Annotated in this window: 17 protein-coding genes; 7 read left to right on the forward strand and 10 right to left on the reverse strand. The window is 62.7% G+C overall.

From position 1 onward, the window contains the following. Position 1 precedes the first annotated feature (1 nt). Genes IGS61_RS00870 through IGS61_RS00885 form a run of 4 tightly spaced genes read right to left on the reverse strand, consistent with a single transcriptional unit; the run spans position 2 to position 4,567 of the window. Positions 2–1,528 carry a chemotaxis protein CheW gene (locus IGS61_RS00870; RefSeq protein ID WP_230537595.1) on the reverse strand — a complete coding sequence of 509 codons (1,527 nt, stop codon included), beginning with the start codon at positions 1,526–1,528 and terminating at the stop codon, positions 2–4. Continuing rightward, entirely contained in the window at positions 1,515–2,045 is a 531-nt protein-coding gene (locus tag IGS61_RS00875; protein ID WP_230537596.1) for a chemotaxis protein CheD, read from the reverse strand. The genes IGS61_RS00870 and IGS61_RS00875 overlap by 14 nt, the downstream gene beginning before the upstream one ends. Continuing rightward, complete coding sequence (locus IGS61_RS00880; protein ID WP_230537597.1) at positions 2,042–2,866, reverse strand: CheR family methyltransferase; 825 nt, start codon at positions 2,864–2,866, stop codon at positions 2,042–2,044. Before IGS61_RS00880 ends, IGS61_RS00875 begins: the two co-directional genes overlap by 4 nt. 3 nt (positions 2,867–2,869) lie before the next feature. Next, a complete protein-coding gene (locus IGS61_RS00885) occupies positions 2,870–4,567 on the reverse strand; it encodes a methyl-accepting chemotaxis protein (RefSeq protein ID WP_230537598.1) in 1,698 nt (565 codons plus the stop codon). Positions 4,568–5,122: 555 nt separating this feature from the next. On the opposite strand from IGS61_RS00885, the gene IGS61_RS00890 reads away from it, so the two are divergent. Continuing rightward, on the forward strand, positions 5,123–7,210 hold the full coding sequence (locus IGS61_RS00890) for a 3-hydroxyacyl-CoA dehydrogenase NAD-binding domain-containing protein (RefSeq protein WP_230537599.1): 2,088 nt from the start codon (positions 5,123–5,125) through the stop codon (positions 7,208–7,210). Between the two features lie 45 nt (positions 7,211–7,255). Here IGS61_RS00890 and IGS61_RS00895 read toward each other — a convergent pair whose 3' ends face one another. The 3 genes from IGS61_RS00895 to IGS61_RS00905 all read right to left on the reverse strand — a co-directional run bounded on the left by IGS61_RS00895 (position 7,256) and on the right by IGS61_RS00905 (position 8,945). Then, positions 7,256–8,104, reverse strand: coding sequence for an alpha/beta fold hydrolase (locus tag IGS61_RS00895; RefSeq protein WP_230537600.1), 849 nt, complete (start codon positions 8,102–8,104; stop codon positions 7,256–7,258). 101 nt (positions 8,105–8,205) lie between these two features. Beyond that, entirely contained in the window at positions 8,206–8,604 is a 399-nt protein-coding gene (locus IGS61_RS00900; protein WP_230537601.1) for a VOC family protein, read from the reverse strand. A gap of 101 nt (positions 8,605–8,705) precedes the next feature. Next, positions 8,706–8,945 (reverse strand): DUF2798 domain-containing protein, encoded by a 240-nt coding sequence (locus tag IGS61_RS00905; protein WP_230537602.1) that lies wholly within the window; start codon positions 8,943–8,945, stop codon positions 8,706–8,708. A 98-nt stretch (positions 8,946–9,043) separates the two neighbouring features. Here IGS61_RS00905 and IGS61_RS00910 point away from each other — a divergent pair, with 98 nt between their 5' ends. Together IGS61_RS00910 and IGS61_RS00915 are read left to right on the forward strand one after the other, a co-directional pair. Next, positions 9,044–9,952 (forward strand): LysR family transcriptional regulator, encoded by a 909-nt coding sequence (locus IGS61_RS00910; RefSeq protein ID WP_230537603.1) that lies wholly within the window; start codon positions 9,044–9,046, stop codon positions 9,950–9,952. Positions 9,953–10,098: 146 nt separating this feature from the next. Beyond that, on the forward strand, positions 10,099–10,302 hold the full coding sequence (locus tag IGS61_RS00915; protein ID WP_230537604.1) for a hypothetical protein: 204 nt from the start codon (positions 10,099–10,101) through the stop codon (positions 10,300–10,302). 109 nt (positions 10,303–10,411) lie between these two features. Here the strand turns inward: IGS61_RS00915 and IGS61_RS00920 are convergent, their stop codons facing one another. After that, positions 10,412–12,112, reverse strand: a complete 1,701-nt coding sequence (locus IGS61_RS00920) for an MFS transporter (RefSeq protein ID WP_230537605.1) — start codon at positions 12,110–12,112, stop codon at positions 10,412–10,414. A 228-nt stretch (positions 12,113–12,340) separates the two neighbouring features. On the opposite strand from IGS61_RS00920, the gene IGS61_RS00925 reads away from it, so the two are divergent. The 4 genes from IGS61_RS00925 (at position 12,341) to IGS61_RS00940 (ending at position 15,529) form a co-directional block, all read left to right on the forward strand. Further along, on the forward strand, positions 12,341–13,519 hold the full coding sequence (locus tag IGS61_RS00925; protein ID WP_230537606.1) for an acetyl-CoA C-acyltransferase: 1,179 nt from the start codon (positions 12,341–12,343) through the stop codon (positions 13,517–13,519). 127 nt (positions 13,520–13,646) lie between these two features. Further along, positions 13,647–13,949, forward strand: a complete 303-nt coding sequence (locus tag IGS61_RS00930) for a Dabb family protein (protein ID WP_219889649.1) — start codon at positions 13,647–13,649, stop codon at positions 13,947–13,949. Positions 13,950–14,049: 100 nt separating this feature from the next. Next, on the forward strand, positions 14,050–15,045 hold the full coding sequence (locus IGS61_RS00935; protein WP_230537607.1) for an NADP-dependent oxidoreductase: 996 nt from the start codon (positions 14,050–14,052) through the stop codon (positions 15,043–15,045). 58 nt (positions 15,046–15,103) lie between these two features. Further along, the gene (locus IGS61_RS00940) at positions 15,104–15,529 is read left to right on the forward strand and encodes a GNAT family N-acetyltransferase (RefSeq protein WP_230537608.1); all 426 of its coding nucleotides are present in this window, start codon (positions 15,104–15,106) and stop codon (positions 15,527–15,529) included. Positions 15,530–15,601: 72 nt separating this feature from the next. Here the strand turns inward: IGS61_RS00940 and IGS61_RS00945 are convergent, their stop codons facing one another. Together IGS61_RS00945 and IGS61_RS00950 are read right to left on the reverse strand one after the other, a co-directional pair. Continuing rightward, positions 15,602–16,612 carry an ABC transporter permease subunit gene (locus IGS61_RS00945; RefSeq protein ID WP_099408562.1) on the reverse strand — a complete coding sequence of 337 codons (1,011 nt, stop codon included), beginning with the start codon at positions 16,610–16,612 and terminating at the stop codon, positions 15,602–15,604. 160 nt (positions 16,613–16,772) lie between these two features. Continuing rightward, positions 16,773–18,272 carry a sugar ABC transporter ATP-binding protein gene (locus tag IGS61_RS00950; RefSeq protein WP_230537609.1) on the reverse strand — a complete coding sequence of 500 codons (1,500 nt, stop codon included), beginning with the start codon at positions 18,270–18,272 and terminating at the stop codon, positions 16,773–16,775. Between the last annotated feature and the right edge of the window lie 46 nt (positions 18,273–18,318).

The following is an 18,318-nucleotide window of genomic DNA, read 5'->3' on the forward strand; positions in this document are numbered from 1 at the left end:
CCTAGGCAGCTTGCGGCAGCGCCGACCCCAGCTTTTCCAGCAGATGATCGCACTGGAAGACGGACAGGGTCTGGCGCTGCGCCTCCGTGCCGATGTCGATCATTTCATCCATTTCGCTGCGCAGATCGTCATGTTCTCCCGTGCGGATGATTTGCGGCGCCGCAAAGCGCTGGCTGTCGGAAATGGTCATGATGTTATCGACATGGTCGACGAGGAAGCCGTAGCGTTCGGCGCCCCGTTCCACGATCAGGATCTTGCCGCTGCTGGCGTCCGGCAGCGCCGGCATCGCATACAGCTGGCGCAGGTCGATGATGCTGATCATTTGCTGGCGCAGGTTCAGCATGCCGAGCATGCAGGCCGGCATGCCCGGCGGCGTCGTGATGGCGCCGCTGAAGTCGATGATTTCGCGCACTTTCCCGATTTCCACGGCGAACGGGGTTTCTACCGTGAATGTGATGTACACGCGGCGCTGCGCCTTGCGCGTGGCGGCGCTGGCCGTTTCCGTGTCGGCCGGGTACAGGCGCGCGTGGCCGTCGCGCATTTCGACGATTTCCGCCTGCGACAGGATTTCCTTGTGGTCCAGGAAAATGATGTCGCCCAGGCCTTCTTTGGTGATGCAGCCGGCAAACATGGCGGCGCGCGCCTTGCTCAGCAGGGGAATCGGCAGCACCTCGTCGCCAAAGAAATGCACGATGCTGTCGACGGAATCGACGAGGAAGCCCACGGTCGTGTCGCCCAGGCGCACGACGATGATGCGCTGATCCACGGTGGCCTCCCTGGCCTCCGTGTGCGCTTGCAGCAGGGCGCCGAAATCGACGACGGCCACCTGGCTGCCGCGAAAATGCATGCGGCCCAGGCATAGTGCGCTATTCAGCAGGGAACTGTGCAGTTCCGGCACCTTGATGATTTCCTGGATGGCCAGCATTTCAAAGGCGAACGTGGCGCCGGCCGCATGGAAGCTGACGCACTGCCGGCGTTCGCTTTGCGCATGGTAGCGGGCCGTGCTCAGTTTGGCGCCCGTCGCCTGCAGGGCCAGCACATGGGGTACGTTTTCGATGCGCAGCAGGGCGTGCGGGTCGAGCACTTGCAGCAGGCGCGCGCCGCCATCGAGCAAAATCGTGCCGGCGATGACGGCGTGGCTGTCGCCGGCCGCGTACTGCAGGGCGCTGCGGGCGCTGGCGGGCACGCGCAGGATCTCGCCCGTATCCTGGAAGACGATGCCGACCAGCACTTGCTGGAAGTCGAGGATGGCGATCTTGTCCGTGGCCACGGCGCGCGGCGCGTCGGCGCGGAACAGCCGGCCCAGGTTGACGACCGGTATGACGCTGCCGCGCAAGGTGAACATGCCTTCCAGATACGCGGGCGACAGGGGCAGGGCCGTGACTTTCGCCGGGTAATTGACGACTTCGCGGATGCAGCTGGCGGGCAGGGCGAATTCATCCTCGCCCAGGTGGAAGGAGCCGAACAGTTCGGTGGCCGTGTCGCTTGCGCCCTGCGCTTGCAAGCCCGTCGCTTCATGCATATCCATATGCGCCTTCCTTGCGTGGTATCAATTCGGGTGGCGCCACCACCTCGGTGACGGCATAGCTGTGCCGGGCGCAATCGATCAGCAACTGGCGCCCGTGGCGGCCGCCCAGCGCGCAAAAACCGACGTGCAAGCCGCACTGGGCCAGGTATTTTTGCGCCGCTTCCGCGTTTTGCCGGCCCACCTGCAGGCGGCCATGCACGTGGGCGGGGCCGAACATGCTGGCGCCGCCCGCCAGCACCACCTCGATATCGGCGTAATCGGCCTGGCGCACGCCCATCAGGCGCAGCAGCGAAGGCACGGCCTGGCTCACATAGCGCGCCCCCAGGCTGCTGTCGGCGCCCGGCGCTTCCGGCAGCAGGCAGTGGGCCAGGCCGCAACAGGGGCCATTCTTCCAGATGAAGCCGATGCCGATGCAGGAGCCCAGCAGCGCTTGCAGTTGTTGCCCCGGCGTGCCCACGCTAAGTTGCCCCATGCCAACATGGTGCAGCGGCAGGCCATGTTCGATGATGATGCTCATGCGCTGCCCGCCTTGTAAATCATGGGAAATTCGAATTGATAGCCGGTACCGAGCCGGGCGATGGTTTCCGACTCGCCCAGGATCAGCCGTCCTTCATCCTTGAGGCTCAGGCGCGCCTGGCGCAGCACGGTTTCCTGGTGCTCGGCGTCGAAATAAATCAGCACGTTGCGCAGGAACACCAGGTCGAATTGCCGCGCCGGGCGCAGCGCTTCGAGCAGATTGTGCTGCGCAAAGCTCACGTGCTGCCGCAGCTCGTCGTTGACCTGGACGCCATACGGCGCGGGCGAGAAATATTTGCGCAGCAAGTCCGGGTGCGACAATCGGATGCGCTCGACGGAGCGGCCGCTGTACTGGCCGGCCTTCGCCGCACCGAGGATCTGCTGCGAAATGTCGCTGGCCAGGATCTGGTAGCGGAAGGCGGGCGCCTGCAGCCTGAATTGCTCGCACAGCATGGCGATCGAATACAGTTCCTCGCCGCTGGCGGCGGCCGCTGACCAGATGGCGAGGCAGCCATCGGGATGGGCGCGCGCCCAGGCGGGCAGGTAGCGGTCGCGGAAGTAATCCCAGACCTGCGGCGTGCGGAAGAACAGGGTGTCGTTGGTGGTCACCAGGTCGATGAAATGGGCCACCTCGTCGTGGTCGCTGGCCACGCGGTCCAGGTAAGCCTGGTAGCTGTGCAGGGACAGCGCCTGCAGCCGTGGCTGCAAGCGCCGTTCCAGCAAGACGCTCTTGCGCGCCGTCATGGCGATGCCCGTATGCTGGCGCACCAGCGCGATCAGGGTCATCAGCACCTCGGGCGTCAAGGTGGCCGCGTGGCTCATGGCCTACACCACGAAGCCGGAGACAGTCTGGTTCAGGCTGCCCGCGCGCTCGTTCAGCCCATCTGTGGAGCGGGCGATGCTGTCGCAGTTGGCGGCCGACTTTTCCGTTTCCTCGGCGATGTACTGGATCGCCGTCGACACTTCGCGCGCCGTCAGCAGCTGCTCGTTGGCCGCCTTCGAGATATCGGAGATGGCCAGGGTGGTCTTGGCGACGCCCGAGACGATCTTGTCGAAGGCGTCGCTGGCCTGGCGAGAGATTTCGCTGCCCGTCGAGACGCGCTTGACGGATTCGTTGATCAGCTTGGAAATCTCTTTTGTTGCCTGCGAGGAACGCTCGGCCAGCTTGCGCACCTCGTCGGCGACGACGGAAAAGCCCAGGCCGTGCTCGCCCGCGCGCGCCGCCTCGATGGCCGCATTGAAGGCCAGCATATTCGTCTGGTTGGCGATCTCGCTGATGACCTTGACGATTTCGCCGATGTCTTCCGACGAGCGGTTGATCAAGTCCATCGCCTCGATCGACTTGGCGACGGCGCGCGCGCCCGCTTCCGCCTCCTGCTGCGTGGCTTTTGCCAGGGAGTCGGCATTCGAGGTGTTTTCCGCGATGGAATTGATGGAAAACGTCAGGCCGTCGATGGAGGCGTTCATTTCTTCCACCGTGGCGCCCAGCGCCTGCGTGCCCACGGCCACGCCCGTGGCCCGCTCGGCGATCGTGTGCGAGGCGTCGGCAAAGCCGTTCGCGGCAGACACCACGGTGCCGATCACGCCGCGCAAGTCGACGATCATCTTGCTGATGCCGCCGGCCAGCAGGTCGATCGGCTCGTCGCCTTCGGGCACGATATTGCCGGTCAGGTCGCCCTGCGCCGCGCGCGCCACCGACTTGAGCAGGGCATCGACCTTGCGGCTGTCGCTGGCGGCCCTGGCCTGGATGCTGTTTTCCAGGTTCACCTGTTCCGTGATGTCGATGGCGAACTTGACCACTTTGTACGGCTTGCCGTTCAGGTCGAGGATGGGATTGTAGGTGGCCTGTATCCACACCGCCTTGCCATGGTTGCCCAGGCGCTTGTAGCGGCCCGCGTCGAATTCGCCGCGGTTGAGTTTTTGCCAGAATTTCTTGTACTCGGCACTGCTGGCATACTCGGGTTCGCAAAACATGCGGTGGTGCTCGCCCTGGATATCGCTCAAGTCGTAGTCCATGACGGCGAGGAAATTGTCGTTCGCGTCCAGCACATTGCCCTGCATGTCGAATTCGATCACGGCCTGCGCCTTGCCGATGGCGCTGACCTTGCCTTCGTATTCGGCGTTGCGCGTCTTCATGGCCGTGACGTCGGTAGCGAACTTGATGACTTTATACGGCTTGCCATTCGCGTCGAGGATGGGGTTGTACGACGCGTTGATCCACACTTCGCGCCCATCCCTGGCGCGGCGCTTGTATTCACCCTGGTCGAATTCGCCACGTCCCAGCTTGGCCCAGAAGTTGCTGTATTCATCCGTTTTCACATACTCGGGGTCGCAGAAGATGGCATGGTGCTTGCCTTGCACTTCGGCCAGGGTATAGCCGAGCACGCGCAGGAAATTGTCATTCGCATGCAGGATGGTGCCGTCGAGTTCGAATTCGATCACGGCCTGGACACGGTTCAGTGCAGTATTTATCGCTTGTAAGTCCAGATCCTGGGAGTGGCTGACATGGCTGGCTGCGTCCATAATGTTTCCTTCGGTGTGAGAAGAGGAATGGGAGCGATAAGGCGGCTGTTATTATTTTTTCTGCTATTCATATAAGGCAGCGATGTTATCGCATGGGGCGATGCAGGGTGATAATCGGTGAGAATGTGCGTGATGAACGGCCGCCCGTGTTTGTCCTGCGGTTTGCCTTATTGTAGATAAATTGTAGAGTATTGATTTGAATCAATAATTTTATTATTCCCCAGCGTTTGGCGAAAAACAAGAGGCGGGAATAAATAATGTAAAAACTGTCGCAATTGTCCCCTGCCGGCATATAACAAACGCATTCTTCCGCATAATAAAACGATGTTATTATTGTTATGGTTTTATTATTAAAATGAATATTCAAGTGATAGCTTCTACTGGAACTTGCTGCTTGCAGCAGAATCTTTCCTCAAACGTTGAGGTACCATGGCGAACAATGCATGCCGTAGCGGAAAACGATAAAAATAATACGAGCGTTCTTTTATGCGGTATAGTAAAGCTTCATCCCTTGCAACCACCTCATACGTTGAGCAAAACCAATAAGGAAGAGACATGAGTGCTGAATATCAAGTGAACGGCGCCGTTGCCGTCATTACCCTCGCCAATCCGCCCGTCAATGGCCTGGGCCTGGCGACGCGCACGGCCGCCGTGGCCGGCATCCGCCAGGCGCTGGCCGACGAAGCCGTCAAAGCCATCGTCATCACGGGCGCCGGCAAGGCATTCTCGGGCGGCGCCGATATCAAGGAATTCAATTCGCCCAAGGCGCTCACGGAACCGACCCTGCACACCCTGATCAACGTCGTCGAGCAATCCACCAAGCCGGTGGTGGCGGCCATCCACAGCGTCTGCATGGGCGGCGGCCTGGAGCTGGCGCTGGGCTGCAACTACCGCGTGGCCGCGCCCGGCGCGCAGATGGCCCTGCCTGAAGTCAAGCTCGGCATCTTGCCCGGCGCGGGCGGCACGCAGCGCCTGCCGCGCGTGCTGGGCCTGGAAATGGCCCTCAACATGATCGTCTCGGGCACGCCCGTGGCGTCCGAAAAACTGGCCGGCACGGCCCTGTTCGACGAAGTCATCGCCCCTGGCGCCGACCTGTTGCAAGCCGCCGTGGCCTTCGCCACGAAAGTGGCCGACGTGCGCCCGCTGCCGAAAGTGCGCGAGCGCAAGGTCGATTACCCGAACCACGAAGCCTTTTTGCAGTTTTCGCGCAATACGGTCAAAGCCATGTCCGGCCCGTTCCCCGCGCCGCTCAAATGCGTCGATGCCGTGGCGGCTGCCGTGACGATGAAATTCGACGAAGGCTTGAAGTACGAGCGCGAACTGTTCATGCAGCTGGTGCAGTCGCCGGAATCGAAAGCCTTGCGCCACGCCTTCTTTGCCGAGCGCGTCGCCAGCAAGGTGCCCGACGTGCCGTCCGACACGCCCGTGCGCACGATCGCCAGCGCGGCCATCGTGGGCGCCGGCACCATGGGCGGCGGCATCGCCATGAACTTCGCCAACGCGGGCATCCCCGTGATGCTGCTGGAAACCAAACAGGAAGCGCTGGACAAGGGCCTGGCCACCATCCGCAAGAATTATGAAAACACGGTCAAGAAGGGCAAGTTGACGCAAGACAAGGCCGAGCAGCGCATCGCTCTGGTCAGCGGCACCTTGGCGTATGCCGACATCGCGCAAGCCGACATCGTCATCGAAGCCGTCTTCGAAGAGCTGGGCGTGAAGGAAACCGTGTTCAAACAGCTCGACGCCGTCATGAAGCCGGGCGCCATCCTCGCCTCGAACACGTCCACTTTAGACCTGGACAAGATCGCCGCGTTCACCAAGCGCCCGCAAGATGTGATCGGCACGCATTTCTTCAGCCCGGCAAATGTGATGAAACTGCTGGAAATCGTGCGTGGCAAGGAAACGGGCAAGGACGTGCTGGCCACGGCGCTGGCGCTGTCGAAAAAGCTGAAGAAGACGGGCGTCGTCTCGGGCGTGTGCGACGGTTTCATCGGCAACCGCATGATCGAGCAATACAGCCGGCAAGCCGGTTTCCTGCTGGAAGAAGGCTGTCTGCCGGAACAGGTCGACAAGGCCGTCGAGAAATTCGGCTTCGCCATGGGGCCGTTCCGCATGGGCGACCTGGCCGGCAACGACATCGGCTGGGCCATCCGCAAGCGCCGCTACGTGGAAAAACCGGACGTCACGTATTCGAAGACGGCCGACCTGCTGTGCGAACTGGGGCGCTACGGCCAGAAGACGGGCGCCGGCTGGTACGACTACAAGCCGGGCGACCGCAAGGCGTATCCGTCGGAACAGGTCAATGCCATGATAGTCCAGCACTCGGCCGATATCGGCGTGGCGCGGCGCAAGATCGGCGACCAGGAAATCGTCGAACGGCTCGTGTATGCGCTTGTCAATGAAGGCGCGCGCATCCTGGAAGAGGGCATCGCCCTGCGCGCCTCGGACATCGACATGGTGTACCTGACGGGCTACGGCTTCCCCCTGTTCCGCGGCGGCCCGATGTTCTATGCGGATACGGTCGGCTTGCCGAACGTGCTCGATACGATAGCCGGCTATGCCAAGGGCCGCCACGGCGAAGCGTGGACGCCGGCGCCCCTGCTGGTGAAGCTGGCGGGCGAGGGCAAGGGGTTCAATAGCTGAATCAGGTGCTGAATGCAAAAAGGGCAGATTTCTCTGCCCTTTTTTTTATTTCTTCTTTGCCACCATCTTGACCGCCTCGTTGACGATGACGGGGTTGTCTTTCTGGATATAGTAGCCTGCGCCCGTGATGCGCTCGATGGCTGGCGCGCCGGACAGGCGCTGCCAATCCTTTTCCTGCGCCCGCACGACGTTTTCAAACGAGCCCATTTCCTCGATGCCGAACTTGTCGCGCACCAGCAGCATGGCGGGCACGCGCAGCGGGCTGCTCATGTCCACATGTTGCAGGCATTGCGTCTGGGCATCGAATTCGGCCGATTCCGTACTGTTGAACATGAGCTTGCGCCGCGTCTTGACGAGCATGGCGTAGGTGGAGGCGTCCGTCTGCAGGCGGTTCCATTGCTGCGGGTGCGTGGGATCGAGCAGGACCAGGCCGGCCACGTCCTGCGGGTACAGTCTGGCATATACATATTGGTACAGGCCGCCCAGGCCATGGCCGACCAGCACATACGGCGGTTTCAGGCCCGCCTGCGCCAGCAGGGCGCGCTGCTGGGCGGCGATGGTGCACGGGTCGCGCGGCGTGGTGGTCTTCTTGCTGTCGCCGTAGCCGGGACGGTCGTACACGAGCACGCGGTGCTGCTTTGCCACTTCCGGCACCACCTTGGCCCACACATCCTTGCCGTCGCCCATGGCCGACTGGAAGACGACGGGCAAGCCGCCCTGGCCGCTCAGGGCGTAGGCGATGCTGGCGTCGGGCAGGGCGGCCGTGGCGGGAATGCCTGGCGTGGCCGGGGTCGATGGCAACAGCGAGCAGCCGGAAAAACAGCCTGCCAGCAGCAAGCCAGCGCTGGAGAGGAGCATGGTGCGCGCGGGGCGGCCGACGAATAGATGATGCATGAAGCTCCTTCTTGGTTCACTGCCCGGTATGGCGTGCCAGCCATTATAGGCAAAACCATATGGAAGTGGAAATGCCGAACAGAAGGGGATTTCCCCACCTGTCAGCCGACGTCGGCGCGATGGCAGACGGCTTCGATGCGGTTGCCGTCCGGATCGAACAGAAAGGCCGCGTAATAGCTGGCGTGATAGTGGCGCAGGCCGGGCGCGCCCAGGTCGATGCCGCCATGCGCCAGGCCCGCCTGCCAGAACGCGTCCACGGCCGCGCGCGAGGGGGCCTTGAAGCAGCAGTGGCGGCGCGGCGCGTCGTCGGGCTGCGGGCCCAGGCGCACGGAAAAATAGCTGCGTTCGGGGTGCTGCGCGTCGCTGCGCTCGCCGTAGCCTATCCAGGCGTTGGCATGGTCGCTGCCCACCTTGGGCACCTCCAGCGCGGCGAAGACGGCGTCATAGAAGCGCTCAGCGCGTTCCAGGTCGCTGACGGTGAGGGAAACGTGATCGAGCATCGGCACTCCGCTGTAAAAACAAGGACGGCCATAGCATAGCCCGGATCAGGGCGGCCGTGGGCGGGAGTGACCGAGTGATACTGTTGCTGGCCGACTGCCGGTTAAGGGCGGCCAGCCAGCCGCGCCACGATACTGCGGCTCATCAGCTGCACGCGGGGCGCGAACAGCATCACGGCGCAGAAGGCCACGGGCCAGGCGGCAAAGAAGGCATGGCGCCAGCGGGGCAGGAAGTCCGCCTGCAGGCCGATATTGAGCCAGGTGACCCAGGCGCTCATCAGCAGGGTCATGAGCAGCGACATCAGGAAGGCGAACGTGCAGCGCAGGCGCAGGGCATCGGACATGGCATGCTTTCAAAATAGTTGGAAAGATGCCAGCGTAACGACTTGCAGCAATCTATACTAGAGCCATATTTTTAATTTCAAATTCCGAAAATGAAATCATGCTAGATGATCTCGCCCTGTTCGTCGCCATTGTCGAGGCGGGCAGCCTGCATGCGGCGGCCGTCAAGGAAGACTTGCCCGCCGCCACGGTTACGCGCCGGCTGCAAAAGCTGGAAAGCCAGCTCGGCTACCGCTTGCTCAACCGCAGCGCGCGCCGCCTGCAGCCGACGGCGGAAGGCTGGCAATACTACGAGCAGTGCCGTCCCCTCGTGCACGCGCTGCGGCAGGCGACGCAGCAGCTCGACGCCAGCCTGTCGGCCGTCTCGGGCAGCATCCGCGTGCTGGCGCCCGTGAACTTCGCCAGCGGCTTGCTGACGCCCGCCTGGGTCAGCTTCATGCAGCAGTATCCGGACATCCGCCTGGAGCTGGAACTGTCGAACCTGCTGCAAGACCTGGTGGGCAGCGGCGCCGACCTGGCCATCCGCGTGGGCGCGCTCGACGATTCCTCGCTGATGCAGCGCCGCCTGGGCAGCGCCGCGCTGGTGATGGTGGCCGCGCCCGCCTACCTGGCGCGCGCGGGCTTGCCGCGCGACTTGCAGGAACTGGAAAAGCACGAGCTGATCGTGGCCGAACCGCTGCGCAGCTGGCGGTTGCGACGGCCCGGCGACGGCGCCGAAATGGTGATCGAACCGCAGGCGCGCCTGCGCGTCAATGAAATGCGCCTGGCCGTGGAGATGGCCGATGCGGGCATCGGCATCCTGCTGTGTCCGCTTTTGCAGTGCCGCGACGAAGTGGCGCGCGGTTCGCTGGTGCGCGTGCTGCCCGACTGGATGCCGCAGCCGCGCCACGTGTATGCCGTGTGGACGCAGCGGCGCTACCTGCCGGCCCGCGTGCGCGTGCTGCTCGAGCACCTGGCGGCGTTTGCGGCGGCCAATCCGCTGTTGAACGGGGATGACGGGGCCGGCTAGTGCGCTTCGCCGGAAATCCTTTCTATTAAGTAATACCGAGCGCTTGTACTTTTCGCCAGGATCGCGTTAAGATAAAGCTGCACGCTTATCCAGCGGGCAATCTGGTGTTTTTTTCGCGCAATTCGTCCCTATCCATGAGAGTAGCAATGAAATATCTGATCCTTCCCTTCTTGCTGGCCATGAGCGGCTGTGAAGTACTGTATGACGCAAACCGGGACAAGATCGGCGAGTATTGCAACAGCCTCAATAATTTCGACGACCGCAATGCCTGCCGCAAGCGCAACCAGACCAGCTACCAGGAATACGTGCAGCAGCGCGACCAGGTGAAAAAGGGCAAGAGCGACAAGTAAGCCTGCCGCCGCCTGCGCCGCATACGCTGCTTAAAAAACAAACGCCGCTGACCAGTCAGCGGCGTTTTGCATTGCGGGCCCCGGCCATGCGGCCGGGGCTTGCGCCGGATCAATCGTCGGCGTAGATATTGTTGTCCTTGGTTTCCTTGACGAACAGGGTGCCGATCACCACCGTCGCCAGGGCGACGACGATCGGATACCAGAGGCCATAATAGATGTCGCCCTTGAAGGCCACCAGCGCGAAGGCCGTGGTCGGCAGCAGGCCGCCGAACCAGCCGTTGCCGATATGGTAGGGCAGGGACATCGAGGTGTAGCGGATACGCGTCGGGAACATTTCCACCAGCATGGCGGCAATCGGGCCGTACACCATGGTCACGTACAGCACCAGGATGAACAGCAGCAGCACGACCATCGGCTTGTTGATCTGGTCCGGATCAGCCTTGGCCGGGTAGCCCGCTTCCTTGATGCCGGCGCCGATTTCTTTCTTGAACGCTGCTTCATGGGCCTTGCTTTCCGCATCGAAGTTCAGGCCGTCCGGCGTCATGACGGCGTTAAACGACGTAAATTCCTTCGTGCCGATGCGTACCTTGGCGATTGAGCCGGCCGGTGCCGCTTCTTTCGTGTAGTTGACCGAGCTGTTCGACAGGAAGCCGGTGGCGATGTCGCACGACGATGGGAATTTCTTCGTGCCCGTCATGTTGAACTGGAAGTGGCAGGACGCGGGATCGGCCACCACCACCACTGGCGAGTTCTTCAGTGCTGCTTCCAGTTGCGGATTGGCAAAGTGGGTCAGGCCGTTGAAGATGGGGAAGTAGGTGGCCGCGGCGATCAGGCAGCCGCCGAGGATGATGTACTTGCGGCCGATGCGGTCCGACAGGCTGCCGAAGAACAGGAAGAACGGCGTGGCCAGCAGCAGGGCGATGGCGACGAGCACGTTGGCCGTGGCCAGGTCCACTTTCAGGGTCTGGATCATGAAGAACAGCGCGTAGAACTGGCCCGTATACCAGACGACGGCCTGGCCGGCGGTCAGGCCGATCAGGGCCAGGATGACGATCTTCAGATTTTTCCACTTGCCGAACGCTTCCGTCAGCGGGGCTTTCGAGGTCTTGCCCTCGGCCTTCATCTTGGAAAACGCCGGCGATTCATTCATGGCCAGGCGGATCCACACGGAAATACCCAGCAGGATGACGGAGACCAGGAAGGGAATGCGCCAGCCCCATGCCTCGAAATCCTTCTCGCCCGTCGCCAGGCGGGTGCCCAGGATGACCATCAGCGACAGGAAGAAGCCCAGGGTGGCCGTCGTCTGTATCCACGCCGTGAACGCGCCGCGCTTGCCTTCAGGCGCGTGCTCGGCCACGTAGGTGGCTGCGCCGCCGTATTCGCCGCCCAGCGCCAGGCCTTGCAGGATGCGCAGGATGACGAGGATGATCGGCGCGGCGATGCCGATGGACGCATGGCCCGGCAGCAAGCCGACGATGAAGGTGGAGCCGCCCATGATCAGGATGGTGATCAGGAAAGTGTACTTGCGGCCGATCATGTCGCCCAGGCGGCCGAAGACCAGCGCGCCGAACGGACGCACGATGAAGCCGGCGGCAAAGGCCAGCAGCGCGAAAATGAAGGTGGTGGTGGGGTCGCCGATGAAGAATTGCTTGGCGATGATGGATGCGAGCGAACCGTACAGGTAAAAATCGTACCATTCAAAAACGGTGCCCAAGGAGGACGCAAAGATGACCTTGCGTTCCTCGGGCGTAATCGGCGTTCCTTTGGTGGAAATTTTCCGTACGTCGGCCGAGCCGGATGGTGATGCCATGGTTTGTCTCCCTATGTTTTATAGTGAACTGGTGCCGAGGTCTTTTTGACCATTCTTGCAACAGCTTGGGGCGAGTGTGTTCTCCGAACCTTACGTCATGCTTGCTTGAAACTTACGCCAAGCTTACAAATTACCGGCCATTGCAACTTTGCGAACGACCGTACTTAAATGTGCTATTCTGATTCCGCAGATACTCACCCTCATAACATTCCTACAAGGAGACACAGCATGAATGAAGCCGTCATCGTATCGACCGCCCGCACGGGCCTGGCCAAGTCCTGGAAGGGCGCGTTCAACATGACGCATGGCGCCACCCTGGGCGGCCATGTGCTGGCGGCGGCCGTCGAGCGCGCGCGCATCGAGGCGGAAGAAGTGGAAGACGTGCTGGTCGGCTGCGCCTTTCCCGAAGGGGCCACGGGCGGCAATATCGCGCGCCAGGTGGCCTTGCGCGGCGGCTGCCCCGTGACCACGGCCGGCATGACCGTCAACCGCTTCTGTTCTTCTGGCTTGCAGGCCATCGCCCTGGCGGCGCAGCGCATCATCGCCGGCGAAGGCGATATCTATGCGGCGGGCGGCGTGGAATCGATTTCCTGCGTGCAAAATGAAATGAATACGCATATGTACCGCGACGTCTGGCTGCAGCAGCACAAGCCGGAAGTGTACTGGCCCATGCTGCAGACGGCGGAAACCGTGGCCAAGCGCTACCAGATTTCGCGCGAGCGCCAGGATGCCTATGGCGCGCAAAGCCAGCAGCGCGCGGCCGCGGCCCAGGCGGCCGGCCTGTTCGACGCGGAAATCGTGCCGATGACCACCATCATGGGCGTGGCCGACAAGGCCAGCGGCATGCTGGTGTCGCGCGAAGTGACGATTGCCGCCGACGAAGGCATCCGTGCCGATACGACGTATGACGGCGTGGCGAAGATCCGTCCGGCCATCCCGGGCGGCGTCATCAGCGCCGGCAATGCCAGCCAGTTTTCCGACGGCGCTTCGATGGCCATCGTCATGAACGCGAAAGTGGCCGAGGCGAAAGGCTTGCAGCCGCTGGGCATCTTCCGCGGCTTTGCCGTGGCAGGCTGCGAACCCGATGAAATGGGTATCGGCCCCGTCTACGCCATCCCGAAACTGCTGAAAAAGGCGGGCTTGACGGTGGCCGACATCGGCCTGTGGGAACTCAACGAAGCGTTTGCCGTGCAAGTGCTGTATTGCGCCGACACCCTGGGCATCCCCATGGACCGCCTGAATGTCAACGGCGGCGCGATTGCCGTCGGCCACCCGTACGGCGTGTCGGGCGCGCGCCTGACGGGCCACGCCTTGATCGAAGGCAAGCGCCGCGGCGTCAAATACGTGGTGGTCACCATGTGCATCGGTGGCGGCCAGGGCGCGGCCGGCCTGTTCGAAGTGCTGTAATGTTTGCGTGAACCCAGTCTGCGGGCGGCTTCCAGGGCCGCCCGTTTTCTTTTGCTGCTCACTTTCTGCAAGGCACGCCGATAGCGGGTACAGTAATGCTTCATTAATAAACAAGCAGCCTGCCACCATGATCAAGCACATCGTTTTCTGGAAACTCAAAGACCACGCCGAAGGCGCCGACCGCGCCACGAACGCCCTGAAACTGAAAGCCCTGCTCGATTCCTGTTCGGACCTGGTGCCCGGCATCTTGAAATTCGAGGCAGCCGTGGCCCAGCCCGGCCTGGAAGCGACCTACGACATTGTCCTGTACAGCGAGTTCGCCAGCCGCGCAGCGCTCGACGCCTACCAGAACCATCCCGAGCACGTGAAGATTAAGCCGTTTTTTGGGGCTGTGCGCGAAGCGCGGCAGTGCATGGACTACGAAGTGTGAAAACCCGTTAACCCCAAACGAAGGGCTGGGGTCAGACCCTCAGGGTCTGACCCCGGTATTTGCTCTGGGGTTTAGATTGTTCGTCCAACAAGGAGCCTTCATGACCACCTACCAACGCATCGTCCTCGCCTCGCGCCCCACGGGAGAAGTGCAGCCGGATAACTTCCGCCTGGAAACTGTCGAGATTCCCGCCATCACGGATGGCCAGTTGCTGGTGCGTAACCAGTACCTGTCGCTCGATCCTTATATGCGCGGGCGCATGAGCGCCAATAAAAGCTATGCGGCGCCGCAGGCGCTCGATGAAACCATGATCGGCGGAACGGTGGGCGTGGTGCTGGAATCGAAGCATCCGAAATTCGCCGCGGGCGACACGGTGGTGGGGACCCTGGGCTGGACGGAAGTGGCCGTGTCGGACGGCACGATGCTGCGCAAGGTCGATACGGCGCATATCCCCGCGTCCGCCTACCTGGGCGCCGTCGGCATGCCCGGCATGACGGCCTGGTATGGCTTGAACCAGATCATGGCGCCCAAAGCGGGCGAAACGGTGGTCGTGTCGGCCGCCAGCGGCGCCGTGGGCAGCGTCGTGGGCCAGCTGGCCAAACTCAAGGGTTGCAGGGTCGTCGGCATCGCGGGCGGGGCGGAAAAGTGCGCGTATGTGGTGAATGAACTGGGTTTCGATGCCTGCGTCGATTACAAGGCGGGCAACCTGGCAGCGGACCTGGCGGCGGCCACGCCGGACGGTATCGACGCCATCTTTGAAAACGTGGGCGGCGCCGTGTTCGACGCGGCCCTGGCCCGCACCAACGCGTTCGGCCGCGTGGCCGTGTGCGGCTGGATCGCCGGCTACAACGGCGAACCGACGCCGCTCGACAATGCGCGCCTGATCCTCACCAACCGCCTCACCGTGCGCGGTTTCATCGTCTCGGAGCAGCCGGAATTCTGGCCGCAGGGACTGGCGGAACTGGGAACCCTGGTGGCGACGGGCAAGCTGAAATTCCGCGAATCCGTGGCCGAGGGCCTGGCCAGCGCACCCGAGGCCTTCATCGGCCTGTTGAAAGGCCGTAACTTCGGCAAGCAGCTGGTCAAGCTGGGCTAGTCCCCCAGGAGAGGCGGGCCGTGCGACAATCACGGCCCGTCTCTTATTACTCGCTACCATGACCAAGCACACCATCCGCCTCGGCGACTGGGCCACCCTGGGCCAGGACGCCACCGCCATCCGTTTTGAAGTTTTTGTTGATGAGCAGAAAGTGCCGGCCGAGATCGAGCTCGACGACATGGACGCCGTCTGCCTGCACGCCGTCGCCTACGATGACGCCGGCAATGCCATCGGCACGGGCCGGTTATTGCCTGATGGCCATATCGGCCGCATGGCCGTGCGCCAGCCGGGCCGCGGCACGGGCGTGGGCGGCGCCATCCTGACCTTGCTGATGGACAAGGCGCGCGAACGCGGTGATGCGGCGGTGGTGCTGAACGCGCAAACCGTGGCCGCGCCATTCTATGCGCGCCACGGTTTTGTGCAGCAGGGGGAACAATTCGAAGAGGCGGGGATTGCGCATGTGGAGATGCGGCTGCAGTTTTAAGCGTTAACCCAGGAGCAAGGACTGGGGTCGGACCCTACAGGGTCCGACCCCGGCAGTTCATGGCTTAAGGGTTCAGTTCTGCGCGTGCGACTGGCGCCATTTATCCAGAATGACTGCTAAAACGATCACGACGCCCTTGGCCACATACTGCCAGAACGACGACAGTCCCAAAATCGTCAAGCCATTGTTCATCACGCCGATGATCAGCGCGCCGATGACGGTGCCCCACACGGAACCGACGCCGCCCATCAGGCTGGTGCCGCCCAGCACGACGGCCGCAATCGCATCGAGTTCATAACCGGTACCCCAGTTGCCGTTGGCAGCATACAGGCGGCTGGCCGACATGGCGCCGCCCAGGCCCGCGAACAGGCCGCTGATGGTGTAGACAAACATCAATACGAGACCGACTTTGATGCCCGTCAAACGCGCTGCCTGGATATTGCCGCCGACGGCATAGATATGCAGGCCCAGGGTGGTCTTGCGCAGAATGAACCACGTCAGTACGACGACGGCGGCCGCCAGCCAGATCAGCCAGGGCACGGCCAGGAAGCTGCCGTTGCCCATCCATTCGAAGCTGGGGATTTCCGTGTTCAGCACGCTGGTGCCGTCCGCCAGCAGGTAGGCGGCGCCGCGCAGGGCCGTCATGGTGCCCAGGGTCACGACGAAGGGGTTCAGGCCGACGAGGGCCACCAGCACGCCATTGAGAGCGCCCAGCAGCAGGCCGACGATGAGGAAGGCGGGAATCGAAAAGCCGGCGAACTGGGCCGACAGCGACATCAGCATGCCTGCCACGGCCGAGACGGCCAGTACGGAGCCGACAGACAGGTCGATGCCGCTGGTCAGGATGACGAACGTCATGCCGGACGCCAGCACGATGTTGATCGACACCTGGCGGAAGATGTTCATGGTGTTGTTGCTGGTCATGAACGTCGACGTGCCATCGGCCGAAAAATACACGGTCAGGCCGTACATGGCCAGGTACAGCACGACCAGCACGGGCAGCATGCCCAGGCGGCGCATCAGGTTCGAGGCATTGAAGGGTTCGCCGGCGCGCGCGGCGCCGCGGGTGGTACTAGTTGTCATCATGAGTCTCCTGAATGATTATTTAAGGCGTATTCTTAAAACGCCTAACAAAACCGTAGCGAGCGGAAGTGGGTTGTGGTTGAGACGCGGAACTGTGCGAATGCACAGTGAGCATCGGAAACCGCGACCCGCGACGCGCAGTAGGTTTTGATAGGTGTTTTTATGCCGCTTCCAGTTGGGTGGCATAGGCAAGGATGTTTTCCTGCGTAATGTCGTCGCCCGTCACTTCGCCCGTCAGGCGTCCTTCGCACATCACCATCACGCGGTCGCAGATGCCGACCAGCTCGGCCAGTTCGCTGGAAATGCACAGCACGGCCGTGCCCGCGTCCGCCAGCTGGTGGATGATCTTGTAGATTTCGCTCTTCGCGCCCACGTCCACGCCCCGCGTCGGTTCGTCGAGGATCAGCACCTTGGGCGCGATGGCCAGCCAGCGCGCCAGCAAGACTTTCTGCTGGTTGCCGCCAGAGAGTCCCCCCACGATGCCGTCCGGGCCGGAGACCTTGACGTTCAGGTTGGCAATCGCCTCGCGCGTGAGCTGGGTCAGGGCGCCACGGTTGACCACGCCCGCCGTTGCATGCTTGGACAGGATATTCATCGACATGTTTTCCATGGCCGACAATTGCATGAACAGGCCCAGGCTCTTGCGGTCTTCCGGCAGGTAGCCGATGCCGTGGCGAATCGCCGCCAGCGGCCGCTGGATGTGCACTTCCTGGCCGTCGAGCCACACTTGCCCCGATTGTTTCTTGTCGGCGCCAAAAATCAGGCGCGCCAGTTCCGTGCGGCCCGCGCCGACGAGGCCGGCAAGACCCGTCACTTCGCCCGCATGCAGGCTGAACGAGGCGGGCTTGACCTTGCCGCCGCCCACGTTTTCCACGCGCAGGCGCTCGGCGCCCCGCGTCGTGCGGCGCTGGTGCGAATAAAAGTCGTCGGCGGGGCGGCCCACCATCATTTGCACGACTTTCTTTTGATCCAGCTCATCCTTGCCCAGTTCGCCCACATAGGCGCCGTCGCGCAGCACCGTGATGCGGCGCGCCAGGCGTTCCACCTCGGCCATGCGGTGGCTGATGTAGAGCACGGCCAGGCCCTTGTCGCGCTGTTCTTCGATGATGCGGAACAATTGTTCGGTTTCCCGGTCGGACAGGGCGGCCGTCGGCTCGTCCATGATCAGGATGCGGCTTTCGTGCACGAGGGCGCGGGCGATTTCCACCTGCTGCTGCTCGGCGATCGACAGGCTCGATACCATGGTGTCCGCGTCGAAGCGGGAGCCGAGGTCGGCCAGGATGGCGTTCGTGCGCGCGCGCATCTCGCCGCCCTTGACGGTCCAGAACGGGCCTTGCGGCTCGCTGCCCATGAAGACGTTTTGCGCCACCGTCATGTTCTTCGCCACGCTCAGTTCCTGGTAGATCAGGTTGATACCGAGCGCGCGGGCCTCGCCCGGGTTGCGGATGCGAATTGGCTTGCCGTCGAGAATGATTTCACCGGCGTCGGGCGTGTATACGCCGGATAAAATCTTCATCAGGGTGCTCTTGCCGGCGCCATTTTCGCCCATTACGGCATGGATTTCGCCGCTGCGCACCGTCAGGTGCACGCCGCGCAGCGCGCGCGTGGCGCCAAAGCGCTTCTCGATGCCGCGCATTTCAAAAATAATATCGTCGCTCATGACTGTCCTTCCTTGCTGGTGAAACTGGCGCCGCCTGCCAGCTGGC

Origin of the sequence: Janthinobacterium sp. FW305-129 (assembly GCF_020858115.1) — a bacterium.
Taxonomy (GTDB): Bacteria; Pseudomonadota; Gammaproteobacteria; order Burkholderiales; family Burkholderiaceae_D; genus Janthinobacterium.